The organism is Streptomyces sp. LARHCF249 (genome assembly GCF_052871255.1).
In genome coordinates this window covers 57,756-73,707 of record NZ_JBIXJQ010000004.1, presented here as the reverse complement: position 1 = coordinate 73,707, position 15,952 = coordinate 57,756, and the positions used below count along the sequence as shown (strand labels likewise).

Below are 15,952 nucleotides of genomic sequence, written 5' to 3'. Positions count from 1 at the left end.
GTCAGGAGCACCGAGCACCGTGTACCCCAACCGCAAGACCACCCTCGTCGCAACAGCCCTGCTGACCGCGGCCGCCCTCGTCTCCGGCTGCGCGCCCGGCCCGTCGACCGGCAGCGGCCCGTCCCCCGCCGGCTGTCCCGACACCCTCGCGAGGGCCGGGGCAGCCGTTCGCCAGGCCGAGAACACCGACACGTCCTGGCGCGGTCCCACCAGCGGTCCCGCGGCGGTGCCCGGCAGGACCGTCGTCTACGTCGCGCAGACCATGACCAACCCTGGCGTCGCAGGCGTCGCGAAGGGCGTCGAGGAGGCCGCGAAGGCCATCGGCTGGCAGGTCCGGGTGATCGACGGGGAGGGCACGCCCGCCGGAATCCAGGCAGCGCTCAGCCAGGCCGTCACCCTCAAGCCCGCGGGCATCGTCATCGGCGGCTTCGATCCCCGTCTGACCTCGCAGCAGATGGCGCGGGCCGGGGCGGCGCGGATCCCGGTCATCGGCTGGCACGCGGTGTCCTCCCCCGGCCCGAGCGAGCACCCCCGGCTGTTCACCAACATCACCACGAAGGTGGAGGACGTGGCGAGGATCAGCGCGGACTGGATCATCGCCCGGTCCGGCGGCGACGCCGGAGTCGTCCTGTTCACCGACGACTCGATCCCGTTCGCCAAGAACAAGGCCGAACTGATCCAGCGGGAGCTCGCCACGTGTTCCGGCGTACGGGTCCTGTCGTACGAGAACATCCCGATCCCGGACGCGAGCAGCCGCACCCCGCAGGCGGTCTCGTCCCTCCTGTCCCGCTTCCCGGACGAGTGGACCTACTCCGCGGCCATCAACGACCTCTACTTCGCCGATGCCGCCCCCGCCCTGCGCGCGGCCGGGAAGCCGGGCTCCGGACCGCCCTTCAACATCGGTGCGGGCGACGGCGACACCTCCGCCTTCCAGCGCATCAACGGCAAGCAGTTCCAGGCGGCCACCGTCCCCGAGCCGCTGAACGAGCAGGGCTGGCAGATCGTCGACGAGTTCAACCGCGCCTTCGCCGGCCGGCCCGCCAGCGGCTACGTCGCCCCCGTCCACATCGCCACGGCCGAGAACAGCGACGGCGCCACGTCCTGGGATCCGTCCGGCTACCGCGAGGCGTACCGGAAGATCTGGGGCACGTGACGGCGCGCTCATCCGCTCGGTCGCCGTGTGAGGACGCGCCGGAGCCAGCGGGTACGGGCCTCGCGGGCGTCCCGGCTGATCGCGGCCCGTGGTGCGAGGGTGTCGAAGCCGTGGCAGGCTCCGGGCCATACGTGCAGTTCGGCCTGCCCGCCGGCCTGCCAGACCGCCTGGGCGTAGGCCACGCCCTCGTCCCTGAAGGTCTCGGCCGAACCGACCTCGATGTAGGCCGGGGGCAGCCCGGACAGATCCGTGGCGCGGGCGGGAGCCGCGTAGGGCGGCAGGTCCGCGGCGCCGTACCGGTCGCCCAGCAGCGCCTGCCACGCGGTGGCGTTGGAGGTGCGGTCCCAGGTGTCGGTGCCGGCCATCTGGTGGCTGGAGAAGGTGTCGCCCCGGTCGTCGAGCATCGGGCACAGGAGCAGTTGCCCGATCGGCGTCGGCCCGCCCCCGTCGCGGGTGAGCAGGGCGAGCGCCGCGGCGAGTCCGCCGCCGGCGCTCTTTCCTCCGACGACGAAGCGGTCCGCGTCGAGGCCCAGTTCGGCCGCGTGCGCGGCCGCCCAGACGAGTCCGGCGTAACAGTCCTCCAGCGGTACGGGGTACTGCGCCCGCGGGGCCAGCGGGTACTCGACGGAGATGACGGCCAGCTCCAGGGGGAGGGCCCATGCGCGCAGCAGCCGCGGAAGGACGGACCACGCGTTGCCCGAGATCATTCCGCCGCCGTGCAGGTAGTACAGCAGCGGCAGCGGCCCGGTGAGCCCGGCGGGCCGCGCGCTCACGAGCGTGACGTCCCGTCCGCCCGGAGCTCCCGGCACCCGTAGCTCCTCGACCTCGAAGCGGCCGTCGGCCCGCAGGTCCCGGACCGTCGGCCTGGGCCGGGCCGCGGCATCCCGTTCCTGCCGGGCCGCGAGGTTCTCGGGGGTGAGCGGCTCCCGCGCCCCCTCACCCAAGGCCGCCAGCGCCGCGGCCAGTTCGGGATCGAGCGGGGGCGCTTGCCCGGCCCTCGAACCCGGGCCGGGCTCTGACGGCATGCCAGGAGGAAAGGCGCGCACGAGATCCATGCGGCTCAGTCAATCACCCGCGCGGTGGATAGCCTGCCCTGATGGGACTGGACATCACCGTGCTCATGGCCGACTGGGACCACCTCGCCCGGATCCCGGCGGGCGAGCGCCTGGATGCACTGGCCGACGCCGCGTACCCGGCCTTCTGCTGCGTCCGTGCGCCGAGGCCGAGCTTGCGGCCGGGGACGGCCGGGTATGGCCGCGGCTGGGCACGCGGCTGGGGGCTGGTCGGATTCCCGTGCCAACCCGGCGGACGGTCTAGGGCTCGGCCGGGTCGAGGAGGTGGGGGCCGTTGTTGCGGACGCTGTTGACCGCCGTCGAGACCGCCGTCACCGCGAGGCGGCCGTCGGCCGGGGTGTGGAGGAGGGCGCGGAGGTCCGCGGTGTCCTGGTGGGCGGGGTCGAGCCAGGTGTCGTAGTCGGCGGGGTCGAGGGCCAGCGGCATGCGGGGGTGGACCCGGCCCGCCTGGTCGGTGGCTTCGGTGGTGATGATCGTGGCCGTGGTCAGCCAGGCCGACGGGTCGTCGTCGTCCTTGACGGCCGGGTCGCGCCAGAACTCGTACAGCCCGGCCATCGCCATCACCTCCGCGTCCTCGGGGCGGATGAAGTACGGCTGCTTGTACGCCTTCGCGGAGCCGGTGGCGGGCACGGCGACCCATTCGTAGAAGCCGTCGGCGGGCAGCAGGCACCGCCGACGGGTGAACGCGCGCCGGTACGCGGGCTTCTCGTGCACGGTCTCCACCCGGGCGTTGATCATGCGCGAGCCCACCGAGGGGTCCTTCGCCCAGGACGGCACCAGCCCCCACCGCACCGGCCGCAGCCGGCGCGCCACTTCCCCGGTGCCGCGGTCGGCGCGTTCCAGGACCGCCCATACGTCGTCGGTGGGGGCCACGTTCCAGGACGGCTCCAGCGCCTCGGCGCCGGGTTCCCGCTCGGCGTCGAAGAGCCCCGCGAGGTCCTCCGGGGCCCGGGAAGAAGCGTAACGACCGCACATGGTCACACTCTCCCACGCCGGCCTCGTCCACCGGCACCGATAATGGCACCGGCCCACGCATCGATCCGAGATCCGAGAGACGAAGAATCATGACGCTGAAGGAAGGCCAGCGGGTGAAGCTGGCGGCGGACACCCGGCTGACCGGTGCGGTCGCGGTGACCGAGGACTCCCCGGAGGCCGTCGCCGGGTTCCTGTCGCTGGCAGCGGGCACCGAGGGCACCGTCGCGCAGGTGGTCGAGCACCGGCATCGGAGCGAGGAGGTCCGCGAGTACGAGCGGCTCAAGTCGCTGCTCGACTCCTTCGGCCACGACATGCCCGCGGGGAGCAGGAAGCAGCTCGAGGAGAAGGTCGGCTCACTGGAGCCCGAGTGGATCGCGTACCAGGCACGGGGGCCGCGCGTCACGGTCCGCGTGCGCTTCGACAACGGGTTCATCCTCGACGACGCGCACGAGGGCCTCTTCACGTCCGCCTGAGGGCCGGCGGCCATCCCGTACGCCGGATCCCGCGCCCGCGGGCCGACGCCGACGCCCCCTGGCCCGCGTACGCGTCGGAGGGCGCTCGTCGGGCCGGCAGGCGGGTGGGGTCCTACTTCGGCGTGCCGAAGTTCTGCGTCCACCACGGGCCGCCGTCGCCCTTGTGGACGCCGATGCCGATCTCCCTGAAGGCGCAGTTGAGGATGTTGGCCTTGTGGCCGGGGCTGTTCATCCATGCGTTCATGACCGCGTCGGCGTCCGCCTGGCCGCGGGCTATGTTCTCGCCGAGGCGGGACCACCCGTAACCGGCGGCCTCCACGCGGGTGGTCATGGTCGACCCGTCGGGTCCGGTGTGGGACATGACGCCGCTGCGGGCCATGGTGTCGCTGTACGCCCTGGCCGCGGCGGTCAGCTGGGCGTTCGCGGCCAGCGGGCCGCACCCGGCCGCCGCCCGCTCCTTGTTGACCAGGGCGAGGACCGCCGACTCGGAGTCGCCGGAGGCACTGCCGGAGGAGCCGCCCGACCCCCCGGAGCCGCCGGCGGGCGCGGCGGGCGTCCGCGCGGGCTTGCGGGTCTGGGCTGCCGCCGCCGTGGCCGGGGAGCTCCCCTCGGCCGCGGACTTCGTCGGAGCGGCGGATTCCGTGGCGTCGGCGCCGGGTGTTCCGGAGGGCATCGCGCCGGGCGCGGACGCGGCGTCGGCGGTGGGCGTGGAGAGGGGAGGCGAGGGAGTTGCCGTGGCCTCCCCGGTACCGGAGCCCGCCGTCCCGGGCTTCGGCCCGGTGGCGCCGGCCCGCTGGTCCGCGCGCGCACCGCCGTCGGAGTCGGCCACCGCGACCCCGACCGCCACCGCCGCGGCCGCCGCGGTGAGGGACAGCACGATGCGCGTGCGCACCGTCTTCTTCCGGCGCGCCTCGACGCGGGACGGGGTTCCGGGAGTTCGGCTGCGGCTCATGCGTGTAGCACCTCACAGAGAGAGAGGGGAGGTCGGTCCGCCCGAGCCTAGGGCGGTGACCAGCCCAAAGAGCCGTCCGGAGGCGTTCTTCACGGTCCCTTAAGGAAGCCCGCAGGGTGGGCACAGGTCCGTTTCCGCGGCGTGCGGAGGTACGGGTTCCCGTGGTGCGGGGTTTGCGCACGCGTCGGGGGGTTTGCGTGAGGAAGTCCGGTAGAGCTCAACAACCCGTTGACCCAACGACGTTGACCGTTTCACCATGCACGGGTCCATCCGTTCGACTGACGAAGGACTCACCCGCATGGGTAAAGCACCGTTACGTAGGACACGCGCGGCAGTCGCTGCCATCGGCACGGCCCTGCTGATCTCGCTGGCAGTGGCCTCACCTGCGAACGCCGCGCCCGAACCGAGCGACTCTGGATCGGGTCGGCTCGCCATCACACTGGGCACGCCGGAGAAGGCAACCACCCTTACGGACACCGAAGGTGACGTGGGCGCCCAGGCACTGGACTGTGCCGAAGGAATCATCCGACTCACCCGGACCGAATCGTGCTCGAACCAGAAGATCCCGGTGATCTACACGGTCAACGGAACACCGGCGGGGACGGCGACCCTGCATTCCAAGGTCACGTCCACCCTCGACCCGCGCAACCGGTACGCGTCGAAGTACAAGGTGGAACTGCGGCTCACGGACCCGTCCTCCTGGGCGGGATGGGTGACCCAAGGCCGGGTCGGCTTCGAGTGCAACCACTGCGACGTGGACGAGTCGGGTGAGCAGTTGCTGTTCCCCAACCAGACGCGGACGTACGAGTTCACCGTGTCCTCCCCGGGCCGCGAACTGGTCAACGACAGCGTCCGCCCGTACGCCACCCTGGACGCGCCCCGCCACGACGAGGGCAGCGCGCTCATCGGGCAGACGTTCCGGCCGCGCTGCGACAGCACGCCCCGCATCACGCCCGTCCGGACCGGTGGCTGCGTGTACCCGCAGGTCCCTGCCGTGTGGGTGCTGGACACCGGCAACCCGCGGGTCGACGCGGTGGCCTGGCACGTCGACTGGGCGCAGCGCAACCTCAAGCAGCCGTGGGGCAAGCCGGGTACCCGGTACCCGCTGCACCGCACCTTCGACGACACGATCATCGACGACAACCGCGACGTGGCCTGCGGTCGCAACGTGCCGCGGCCTCCGCCGGGCAGCGGGCTGGCGTGTGACGAGTATCCGTTCGCCCAGTCGCTGGAGGGGGCCAGCCGGAACCCGGACTACTCCTGCCACTTCCTCGACGGGGGCGACAACTCCCGTGAGGGCAGCCTGCGCAAGGCCTCGCTGAACGGCCAGCGGGTCCTGGAGGGCGACGCGTTCTACGTCCGCGTCCTCAAGTCCGCGGGCGCGCAGGCGCCGCCGCAGGCAATGGGGCCGGTCGGCTGCGGCCGGGACTGACCGACCCGTCCGCCGGAACTTCTGCTGACCGGTGGCCCGAGAGCAGGGGCCGCACCCACCATGGGTGCGGCCCCGTTCCGTTTCGACACCGAGGGGAAGACCCCGTATGCCCGCCCCGCAGTACACCACCACCAGCACCGTCCACGTCGACGCCGGCACGATCGATCTCACGGGGGAGGATCTCGTCGCCGAGTTCGAACCCGAGTGGACGCTGAACGGCCTCGTCGAGGCCGACCCCGACGACGGCAGCGCGCGCATCCTGTGCGGGCAGGAGATCGGCCACATCGCCGTCACCGCCCAGCTCTGGGCCGCGGCCCCGCCGCTGGAGGCGGACCGGTGGCAGGACGTCGCCGAGGTGCCCGTCGCGTGGGACTCCGCTTTCATCGACTTCGCCACGACCGGCACGGAAGCGGACCCGGCCGGCCGGCTGGACCTTCCCGGCCCGGGCGCGTACCGGATCCGCGTCCACGGCAGGAACCGCGACGACGGCGATCCGCGCCTCGCGGGCGATCCCGTCGAGGAGTACCTGATCCAGGTGTGGCCCGCCCCGGCCGGGGGTCCCGAGCTGTGGAAGGCGACCAGCCGGACCGCCGCACGGTGGCGCGCGCCCTGAGCGGTACGCGGCACTCTCCCGGGCCTCCGACCCGGTCCCCGCTTGACTGGTACGCGGCGCGCCGGATAGGAGAGGGGCTGTTCATCGCGCGAAGTGTGGAACGGGGGACCCATGAAGCCGCTCGAAGCGGGCGATCCCAGGTCGGTCGGCGAGGGCCGCTACCGGCTGGTGGGACGGCTCGGACAGGGGGGCATGGGCGTTGTCTACCTGGGCCGCTCCCAGTCCGGCCGGGCAGTGGCCGTCAAGGTCGTACGTCCCGAGCTGAGCACCGAACCCGGGTTCAGACGCCGGTTCGCCGACGAGGTGGCGGCCGCGCGGCGGGTCGGCGGCTTCCACACCGCGCCGGTCGTCGACGCCGACCCGGACGGGGATCCGGCCTGGCTGGTCACGGCGTTCGTGCCCGGTCCCACCCTGCAGGCGGTGCTCGCGCGGGTCGGTTCGCTGCCCCTGGACACGCTCACCGTCCTGGCGGCGGGACTGGCCGAGGCGCTGGAGGCCATCCACCGGGCGGGCGTCATCCACCGCGACCTCAAGCCCGCGAACATCATCGTCGCGGAGGACGGGCCGCGCGTCATCGACTTCGGCATCGCGCGCGCTCTGGACGGGACGGCCCTGACGCAGACCGGACTGCAGATCGGCACGCCGGGATTCCTGGCACCCGAGCAGCTCACCAGTGGCGCCGTCACCCCGGCGGTCGACATGTTCGCGCTGGGGGTGGTGCTCACCCAGGCGGCGGGCGGTTCGCCCTTCGGCGACGGCCCGTCCGCGGCCAGGCACTACAAGGTCGTCCACGAGGAGCCGGACCTGACCGCCGTCCCCGGCGAACTCCGCGCTGCCGTCGGCGCCTGCCTGTCCAAGGAGCCGGGGGCCCGGCCCACCCCGACGGCCTTCCTGGGCAGCCTGACCGTCCGCCACCCGGCCGGCGAGCACTGGCTGCCGGACGCGGCCACCCACCTGCTCCCCCGGCCGGAACCGGCCGCGCATCCGACCGCACCGGACGCGCCGGCCGCACCAGCCGCACCGCAGGACACCCCGGCACCGCAGGACACCCCGGCCGCGGAGGCCCCGCGGCCGGCCGGCACGGAACCCGGTACGGCGCCGGCGCCCCCGCGGCCCGTCGCCGAGCCCCGTACGGAACAGCCGCCGACCGTGACGGGGACCGAGGCACCGGTCGCCCCGGCGCCCGCGGAGGTTCAGCCGCCGGAGGCCGGGCAGCGCCGGCGGCGCCGCGCGGTCGTGGCGGCAGCCGTGCTCGCGGCCTCGCTGGCGGCCGTCGGCCTGCTGGCGTGGCAGCCCTGGAACGGCGCACACCGGGACAACGCCAAGCCCGGCGCCGCCACCCCCGCCGGATCCGGGTCCGGATCCGCCTCCGCCTCCGCCCCGGCCCCGGCGCCTTTCCCGACCGAGCCCCTCCTGATCCGGCAGGACACCGCCCCCGGCTGGCCGGGGACCTGTCACGGTGTCGTCGCCCGCCGCGACCCCTCGACGGACCCGCCCGTGCGGCTCCTCGCAGGGGGCGCGTGCGACACCCTGCCCCAGTGGTCCCCCGACCGCAGGTCGTTCGCGTTCACCCGCAGCACCCCCGAGGGAACGGCCGTCTGGACCGCCGACGCCCATGGTTCGAACGCGCGCCGGGTCGCCGCCATCGCCGGCGGCAGGGTCTCGTGGTCGCCGGACGGCAGCCGGCTCGCCGTCCTGCGCGAGAAGGACGGCGTCCAGCAGCTGTTCGTGGTCGACGTCGCCGACGGCTCCGCCCGCCAGCTCACCTCGGGCACGGGCCAGGTCGAGGACCCCGCGTGGTCGCCGGACGGCAAGCGCATCGCCGTCTGCCTGCAGACGGAGCCCGAGAACTGGCAGATCCACGTGGTCGACCCCGCCGCGCCGGAGCGCGCCCCGCAGCAGGTGACCCGGCTGCCCCACCCGGCACTCGACCCGGTGTGGTCGCCGGACGGCACGACCTTCGCGTACACCGCGGGGACCTACGGCGCGGGTGGCCAGGGCGACATCCGCCTCGTCGGCGCCGACGGCAGCGGCGACCGCGCCCTGGTGGCCACCGGCGCCCATGAGATGGACCCCGCCTGGTCCGTCGACGGCACGTGGGTGGCCTTCGTCCGCGGCCCGTACGAGAAGCCGGCGGTCTGGGCCGTGCGCACGGACCGGACCGGCGAGCGTACGGTCACCACCGGCACGGCGGCCGAAGGCCATCCCGCCTGGCGCTGAGGCCGGTGAAGGAAACGGCAACTAGGCTAAAATGATGCATAGTTGGCGTGAAACTACGATGCGGGGCGGGGGTTCGGCGGTGGTGGTGCGCACCCGCCCGGTACAACCGGTCAGGATCGGAGAAGCGCGATCCGCCGCCGCCTCGTAGCGTCGACGGCATGGACATCACACTCTCTCAGTGCTTCATCGCAGTCGACGACCACGACAAGGCGCTCGCGTTCTACCGCGACGCCCTCGGTCTGGAGGTCCGCAACGACGTCGGTTACGAGGGGATGCGCTGGGTGACCGTCGGGTCGCCCGCGCAGCCGGACGTGGCGATCGTCCTCGAGCCGCCGCTCGCCGACCCGAACGCCTCACCGGCCGACCGGGCGGCCATGGCGGACCTGCTGGCCAAGGGCCTGCTGCGCGGGGTGGTCTTCTCCACCGACGACTGCGACGCCACCTTCGAACGCATCCGGGCGGCCGGCGGCGACGTACTCCAGGAGCCGATCGACCAGCACTACGGCGTGCGCGACTGCGCCTTCCGCGACCCGTCCGGCAACATGATCCGTTTCGCCCAGCCCCGCGAGCGGTGACCGGCGCCCGTTGCGGCGTTGCCTTGGTCGCCGCGACGAAGTAGAACCAGACGCGCTGCTCGAACCGGTCGGATCGAGCCAGGCGACACCGAAGGGGGCCGCGGGAGCGGCCCCCGCCCGACAGATGGAGACACGATGAGCAAGGTCGCGAGGACGGACACGCAGTCGCCTGCGCCGCACGATGCCGACAGCCACGATCTGATCCGCGTGCACGGAGCGCGCGAGAACAACCTCAAGGACGTCAGCATCGAGATCCCCAAGCGCCGGCTGACGGTCTTCACGGGCGTCTCCGGCTCGGGCAAGAGCTCGCTGGTGTTCGACACGATCGCCGCCGAGTCGCAGCGGATGATCAACGAGACGTACAGCGCCTTCCTCCAGGGCTTCATGCCGACGCTGGCGCGCCCTGACGTCGACGTACTCGAAGGGCTGACCACCGCGATCTCGGTGGACCAGCAGCGGATGGGCGCCGACCCCCGCTCCACGGTCGGCACCGCCACCGACGTGAACGCGATGCTGCGCATCCTCTTCAGCCGGCTCGGCAAGCCGCACATCGGGCCGCCCAGTGCGTACTCCTTCAACACCGCCACGGTCCGGGCGAGCGGCGCTATCACCGTCGAGCGCGGCGACAAGACCAAGGCGGAGAAGGCGACGTTCACCCGCACCGGCGGGATGTGCACGCACTGCGAGGGCCGGGGCACGGTCTCCGACATCGACCTCACCGAGCTGTACGACGACACCAAGTCGATCGCGGAGGGCGCGTTCACCATCCCCGGCTGGAAGTCGGACAACGTGTGGACCGTCGGCATCTACGCCGGGTCGGGCTTCCTCGATCCGAACAAGCCGATCCGCAGGTTCACGAAGAAGGAGATGCACGACTTCCTCTACCGCGAGCCGACCAAGGTGAAGGTGAACGGCGTCAACCTCACCTACGAGGGCCTGATCCCCAAGATCCAGAAGTCTTTCCTGTCCAAGGACAAGGAGGGGATGCAGCCGCACATCCGCGCCTTCGTGGAGCGGGCGGTCACCTTCACCACCTGCCCGGACTGCGACGGGACGCGGCTCAGCGAAGGGGCCAGATCGTCGAAGATCAAGCGGATCAGCATCGCCGACGCCTGCGCGATGGAGATCCGCGACCTGGCCGAATGGGTCCGCGGCCTCGACGAGCCCTCGGTGGCGCCGCTGCTCACGGCGCTGCGGCAGACGCTCGAATCGTTCGTGGACATCGGGCTGGGCTACCTCTCGCTCAACCGGGCGGCGGGCACGCTGTCCGGCGGCGAGGCGCAGCGCGTCAAGATGATCCGCCACCTCGGTTCCTCCCTCACCGACGTCACGTACGTCTTCGACGAGCCGACGATCGGGCTGCACCCCCACGACATCCAGCGGATGAACGAGCTGCTGCTGCGGCTGCGCGACAAGGGCAACACCGTGCTGGTCGTGGAGCACAAGCCGGAGGCGATCGCGATCGCCGACCACGTCGTCGACCTCGGCCCCGGCGCAGGTCAAGCGGGCGGCACGGTGTGCTTCGAGGGCACCGTCGAGGGCCTGCGCGCCAGCGACACGGTCACCGGCCGCCACCTCGACGACCGGGCCCGCCTCAAGGAGACGGTGCGCACGCCCACCGGCGCGCTGGAGATCCGCGGAGCGACGGCGAACAACCTGCGCAAGGTCGACGTCGACATCCCGCTGGGCGTGCTGTGCGTCATCACCGGCGTCGCCGGCTCCGGCAAGAGTTCGCTGGTGCACGGCTCGATCCCGGCCGGCTCGGAGGTCGTGTCCGTCGACCAGAGCCCCATCCGCGGCTCGCGGCGGAGCAACCCGGCGACCTACACCGGACTGCTCGACCCGATCCGCAAGGCGTTCGCCAAGGCCAACGGGGTGAAGCCGGCGCTGTTCAGCGCCAACTCCGAGGGCGCCTGCCCCACGTGCAACGGCGCCGGTGTGATCTACACCGACCTGGCGATGATGGCCGGCGTCGCCACCACCTGCGAGGACTGCGAGGGGAAGCGGTTCCAGGCATCGGTACTGGAGTACCACCTCGGCGGCCGCGACATCAGCGAGGTGCTCGCCATGTCGGTGACCGAGGCCGAGGAGTTCTTCGGTTCCGGCGAGGCGGCCACCCCGGCAGCGCACAAGATCCTCGACCGGCTCGCCGACGTCGGCCTCGGCTACCTCAGCCTGGGCCAGCCGCTGACCACGCTGTCCGGCGGCGAGCGGCAGCGGCTCAAGCTGGCCACCCACATGTCGGAGAAGGGCGGTGTCTACGTCCTCGACGAGCCGACCACCGGCCTCCACCTCGCCGACGTCGAACACCTGCTCGGCCTGTTGGACCGGCTCGTCGACTCCGGCAAGTCGGTCATCGTCATCGAGCACCACCAGGCGGTCATGGCGCACGCCGACTGGATCATCGACCTCGGCCCGGGTGCCGGGCACGACGGCGGCCTGGTCGTGTTCGAGGGCACCCCCGCCGACCTCGTCGCCACCCGCCCCACCCTCACCGGCGAGCACCTGGCGGCCTACGTCGGCGCCTGACCGGCCCGCCTCGCGGTCCCGGCCCCGCCCGGTGCGCCGCGCGGCTGCTCGGCGGTCAGTTGCCGCCGAGCAGCCGGGTCTCCGCGGCCGGGAGGCCCTTGGCCCACCAGTGGTCGTAGCGCCGATAGGCGCGGGGGTCGCGGGGCGAGAGGAACGCGACGAGCGATCCGGCCTCCGCGGCCAGCCCCTCCCAGGTGTCGTCCGGCAGGGGGTGGAAGGCGGCGGCCTCGATTCCGCCGCCGACGGGGCGCCAGACGCCGGCGACGTGGCCGTCGACCAGGAGGGTGGGCAGGACGTCGCCGTTCACGCGGGTCACGTGCTTGCGGTAGGCGGGTGGGATGACGCGGCTGCGGTCGGCGTAGGCCAGCAGGACGCTGTCCCACATCGCCATCAGCCTGGGTGGGGCGGGCGTGTCCCCGGCCGGTCTCGGCGCGCCGGGGAGGTCGTACAGCACCGTGCCGTCCGGGCCTTCCAGCTGGTCGAGCCCGTCGCCCAGCGCGTGCACCGCCGCGCGGACCCGGGTCCGCTGGACCAGCGCGAACTGCGCCATGTCCGCCACCGACGCGGGCCCGAAGCCCTCCAGGTAGCGGCGGATCAGGATCTGCAGGCCGGCAGCGGCGGCGTCGGCATCCGCCAGCACCGGCCGCACGCCCGCCGCGACGTACGAGGGCCGGGTCTCGAACGACCAGGGTCCGCCCGTGGGCGCGTGCCACAGCGGCGCGTACTGCCGCAGCATCCGCTGGGCCGCCGGCTCCATCGGTGTGCCGAGTCGCTCCCCGAGCCAGCTCCCCAACTCGGCGCCGGTGCGCGGCCCGTCCGCGTACCCCAGCAGCTCACCGGCCAGCACCACGGCGTCGTCGGCGCTGATCCCGGACGCCGTGAAACGGGAGTCGCCGAGCCGGGAGCCGCGCAGGGTCGGTTCCATGGCCTCACGGAAGTGCCGGTAGTCCTCGGCGTGGACCGCGTGCAGGGTGAGCCGCATCAGGGTCGACTTGACCGTTCGCCCACCCGCCAGGGCCGCGTCGAGGTCCGCCGGATCGAAGCCGCTCAGCCTGTTCCACAACGCGATGTACGGCGAGGCCGGCTCCTGTGCCTGCAGGGCGACCACCCTGCGCACCGCGTCCGCGGCGTCGAGCGGCTCGCGGCGGAGCAGCAACTGCCGGGCGAGCGTTGCGCGGTTGAGCGCCTGGGCGGTGATCTCCATGCGGACATTCTCTCCCCGTTCGGGTGAGGCACCAGCCCTGTCGGATGGTTTCGGTGCGGGCGGCATGGGCCTGGTCTGATGGTCACGGCCAGGGCGCCGGTGGCGCGGGGGGCGCCGGTGTGACCCTCAGGGTGCGGGGCGCCTGCGTCAGGGGCGTGGGCAGACGGAGCGGCGTACGGCCCGGGGTGAGGCTGCCGAGGACCCGGGGGCCCTCCGCGCCCGTGCACTCCGGCAGGGTGCCGGGCAGCCCGTGCAGGGTGAGGTAGCCGAGCACGGCGAAGGCGTACGCCTCCTTGGCGGCGCTGGGCAGCCCGAGCGCGTCGGAGGTGCGCAGCCGTACCGCGGCGCCGAGTTGCTGCCGCAGTTCGGCCATCAGGACGGGGTTGCGGGTGCCGCCGCCGGAGGCCAGCACCTCCGTGACGCCGAACGGGCGGAGCGCGTCGGCGACCGTGCGGGCGGTGAGCCGGGTGAGCGTGGCGAGGACATCGGGGTCGGAGAGCGGGCCTACCGCGTCCAGGGCCGTCCGCAGGTAGCCGGCGTGGAACAGCTCCCGGCCGGTGGTCTTGGGCGCGGGCAGCACGTAGTACGGCTCGGCGAGCAGCCGGTCGAGCAGCGGCCCGTGGACGGTGCCGCGGGCCGCCAGGCGGCCGTCGGTGTCGCGGTCGAGGCGCCCGGCGGTGAGGTGGCGGGCGGCGGCGTCGAGCAGCGCGTTGCCCGGCCCGGAGTCGAAGGCCGCCGGGGTGCCGTCCGGGGCGAGCACGGTGGCGTTGGCGATGCCGCCGACGTTCAGCGCGGCCGGTACGCCCGGGCGGCCGCGCAGCAGCATGCGGTCGATCAGGCCGACCAGGGGTGCGCCCTGTCCGCCTGCGGCGACGTCGCGGGTCCGGAAGCCGGAGACGACGGGGAGTCCGGTCGCCTCCGCGATCCACGCCGGTTCGCCGAGTTGCAGGGTGCCGTGCACGACGCCGCCGTCGGCCCAGTGGAAGACGGTCTGGCCGTGGGAGGCGATCAGTTCGGCCCGGCCCGCGCAGAGTTCGCGGTCGGCCCGGACGGCGAGACGGGCGAAGGACTGCCCGATGCGGGTGTCGAGGCGGCACACGTCGGCGAGATCGGTGCGGCCGGGCGGGAGCGCTGCGGCGAGCAGGTGGCGCAGCTCGTCGTCGTACGGTTCGCTGACCATGCCGAGCGGGGTGAGGCGCAGCTCGTGGCCGTCCCGTGTGATGCGGGCGGCCGCGGCGTCGACGGCGTCGCAGGAGGTGCCCGACATCAGGCCGATGACGGTGGTCCGTGTCGCGCCCGGCGCGGGCGGGCCGGCGTGGGGGGTCATCGCAGGGGCCTCAGGTGGTCGTCGGGGCGCAGGGTGAGCAGGGCGGGTACGGCCAGCGCGCAGGCGCCTGCCGCGTAGAGGGCCGGGATGTCCGGGTTGCCGGTGTGCCGTACGAGTGCGGTGACGATCAGGCCCGCGCAGCCGGAGAAGACGGCGTTGGAGAGCGCGTAGGCCAGGCCCAGACCGGTGCTGCGCACGCGGGTCGGGAACATCTCGGCGAGCAGGGCGGGGCCCGGCCCGGCCAGCAGTCCGATCACCGCGCCGGCCGCCGCCAGCAGTGCCGCCTTCGCCGTGCCGGAGGTGCCGGGGTCGCGCAGGAGGTGCAGGAGCGGTACGGCGGTCAGGACGACGAGGATGCTGCCGGTGAGCATGACGGCGCGTCGGCCCACCCGGTCGCTGAGTGCCCCGGCGGGCAGGATCGCGGCGGCGAATCCGAGGTTGGCGACGAAGGTGGCGGCCAGGGCCTGCTGGAAGGTGGTGCCGAGCATGGCCTGGAGGTAGGAGGGCAGGACGACGAGGAAGGTGTAGCCGGCCGCGGACCAGCCCATGATCCGCCCGACCCCGAGGACGACGGCGCGCACGGTACCGGCTCGGCCGGGGGCGTCCGCCGTGTTCCCGGTGTCCGTGATGTCGGGCGCGCCGGCGGTGGGCGCCGTGCTCTCCGGCAGCCGCAGTCGCAGCCACAGCGCCGCGCCGCCCAGCGGCAGGGCGAGGAGGAAGGGGATGCGCCAGCCCCACGCGTACAGGGCGCTCTCGGAGAGCAGGGTCGCCAGTCCGGCGGCGATGCCGGCGCCGGTGAGGAGCCCGAGGGCGACGGTGAACGACTGCCAGGCCCCGTACCGGCCCCGCCGGCCGGGTGGTGCGGTCTCGGTCAGCAGGCTCACCGCTCCGCCGAACTCGCCCCCGGCGGACAGGCCTTGGACACAGCGCAGCAGGGTCAGCAGCCAGGGTGCGAGGGCGCCGGCGGCGGAGTACGCGGGCAGTACGCCGATCAGGGCGGTCGCGCCGGTCATCAGGGAGACGGCGAGGACGAGCGCGGGCCGGCGGCCCGCCCGGTCCGCGAGCCGCCCGAAGAGCAGGGCGCCCAGCGGGCGGAAGAAGAAGGCGATGGCGAAGGCGGCGTAGGTCGCGATGAGCGCCTGGTCCCGGTCGCCGCCGTCGGGGGTGAAGAAGCGGGCGGCGATGACGGTGGCGAAGGAGCCGTACACGCCGAACTCGTACCACTCCGCGAAGTTGCCGACGGACCCGGCGACCAGAGCGTGCCGAGCGGACGGCGGACGCACGGGCACGGGGACCACGGCGGAGGCCGCGGGCCGGCTCTGCGGGCGGGGAACGGGGCGGGCCACAGTGGCTGGCTGCCCGGGCGGACGCCCGGCGATGCGCGGCGCGGCCGGTTTTCAGCGGTTCGGCCGCACGCCGGGCGCGC

The 15,952-nt window shown here is 73.5% G+C and carries 13 protein-coding genes; 7 read left to right on the top strand and 6 right to left on the bottom strand.

The annotated features are described in order from the left end of the window. The first annotated feature begins 19 nt into the window (after positions 1-19). Positions 20-1,153 carry a substrate-binding domain-containing protein gene (locus tag ACIPUC_RS12095; RefSeq protein ID WP_446589030.1) on the top strand — a complete coding sequence of 378 codons (1,134 nt, stop codon included), beginning with the start codon at positions 20-22 and terminating at the stop codon, positions 1,151-1,153. Positions 1,154-1,161: 8 nt separating this feature from the next. Here ACIPUC_RS12095 and ACIPUC_RS12090 read toward each other — a convergent pair whose 3' ends face one another. Both ACIPUC_RS12090 and ACIPUC_RS12085 read right to left on the bottom strand, forming a co-directional pair. Continuing rightward, entirely contained in the window at positions 1,162-2,178 is a 1,017-nt protein-coding gene (locus ACIPUC_RS12090) for an alpha/beta hydrolase (RefSeq protein ID WP_446589029.1), read from the bottom strand. A 288-nt stretch (positions 2,179-2,466) separates the two neighbouring features. Continuing rightward, complete coding sequence (locus tag ACIPUC_RS12085; RefSeq protein WP_446589028.1) at positions 2,467-3,201, bottom strand: SOS response-associated peptidase; 735 nt, start codon at positions 3,199-3,201, stop codon at positions 2,467-2,469. A gap of 89 nt (positions 3,202-3,290) precedes the next feature. Here ACIPUC_RS12085 and ACIPUC_RS12080 point away from each other — a divergent pair, with 89 nt between their 5' ends. Beyond that, a complete protein-coding gene (locus ACIPUC_RS12080; protein ID WP_446589027.1) occupies positions 3,291-3,674 on the top strand; it encodes a hypothetical protein in 384 nt (127 codons plus the stop codon). 112 nt (positions 3,675-3,786) lie between these two features. Here ACIPUC_RS12080 and ACIPUC_RS12075 read toward each other — a convergent pair whose 3' ends face one another. Continuing rightward, on the bottom strand, positions 3,787-4,626 hold the full coding sequence (locus ACIPUC_RS12075; protein WP_446589026.1) for a CAP domain-containing protein: 840 nt from the start codon (positions 4,624-4,626) through the stop codon (positions 3,787-3,789). Positions 4,627-5,194: 568 nt separating this feature from the next. Between ACIPUC_RS12075 and ACIPUC_RS12070 the strand changes: the two genes are divergently transcribed. From ACIPUC_RS12070 to ACIPUC_RS12050, 5 genes are all read left to right on the top strand, one after another. Continuing rightward, a complete protein-coding gene (locus ACIPUC_RS12070) occupies positions 5,195-6,058 on the top strand; it encodes a NucA/NucB deoxyribonuclease domain-containing protein (protein WP_446589025.1) in 864 nt (287 codons plus the stop codon). A gap of 106 nt (positions 6,059-6,164) precedes the next feature. After that, on the top strand, positions 6,165-6,671 hold the full coding sequence (locus tag ACIPUC_RS12065; protein WP_446589024.1) for a hypothetical protein: 507 nt from the start codon (positions 6,165-6,167) through the stop codon (positions 6,669-6,671). Between the two features lie 111 nt (positions 6,672-6,782). Beyond that, positions 6,783-8,891 carry a protein kinase domain-containing protein gene (locus ACIPUC_RS12060; protein ID WP_446589023.1) on the top strand — a complete coding sequence of 703 codons (2,109 nt, stop codon included), beginning with the start codon at positions 6,783-6,785 and terminating at the stop codon, positions 8,889-8,891. A 158-nt stretch (positions 8,892-9,049) separates the two neighbouring features. Beyond that, complete coding sequence (locus tag ACIPUC_RS12055) at positions 9,050-9,466, top strand: VOC family protein (protein ID WP_446589022.1); 417 nt, start codon at positions 9,050-9,052, stop codon at positions 9,464-9,466. A 135-nt stretch (positions 9,467-9,601) separates the two neighbouring features. Next, complete coding sequence (locus tag ACIPUC_RS12050) at positions 9,602-11,995, top strand: ATP-binding cassette domain-containing protein (RefSeq protein WP_446589021.1); 2,394 nt, start codon at positions 9,602-9,604, stop codon at positions 11,993-11,995. Between the two features lie 55 nt (positions 11,996-12,050). On the opposite strand, the gene ACIPUC_RS12045 is transcribed toward ACIPUC_RS12050, so the two are convergent. From ACIPUC_RS12045 to ACIPUC_RS12035, 3 genes are all read right to left on the bottom strand, one after another. Beyond that, the gene (locus ACIPUC_RS12045) at positions 12,051-13,199 is read right to left on the bottom strand and encodes a winged helix DNA-binding domain-containing protein (protein ID WP_446589020.1); all 1,149 of its coding nucleotides are present in this window, start codon (positions 13,197-13,199) and stop codon (positions 12,051-12,053) included. Between the two features lie 82 nt (positions 13,200-13,281). Continuing rightward, on the bottom strand, positions 13,282-14,526 hold the full coding sequence (locus ACIPUC_RS12040; RefSeq protein ID WP_446589019.1) for an anhydro-N-acetylmuramic acid kinase: 1,245 nt from the start codon (positions 14,524-14,526) through the stop codon (positions 13,282-13,284). Then, positions 14,523-15,824 carry an MFS transporter gene (locus ACIPUC_RS12035; RefSeq protein WP_446589695.1) on the bottom strand — a complete coding sequence of 434 codons (1,302 nt, stop codon included), beginning with the start codon at positions 15,822-15,824 and terminating at the stop codon, positions 14,523-14,525. Before ACIPUC_RS12035 ends, ACIPUC_RS12040 begins: the two co-directional genes overlap by 4 nt. Positions 15,825-15,952 lie beyond the last annotated feature (128 nt).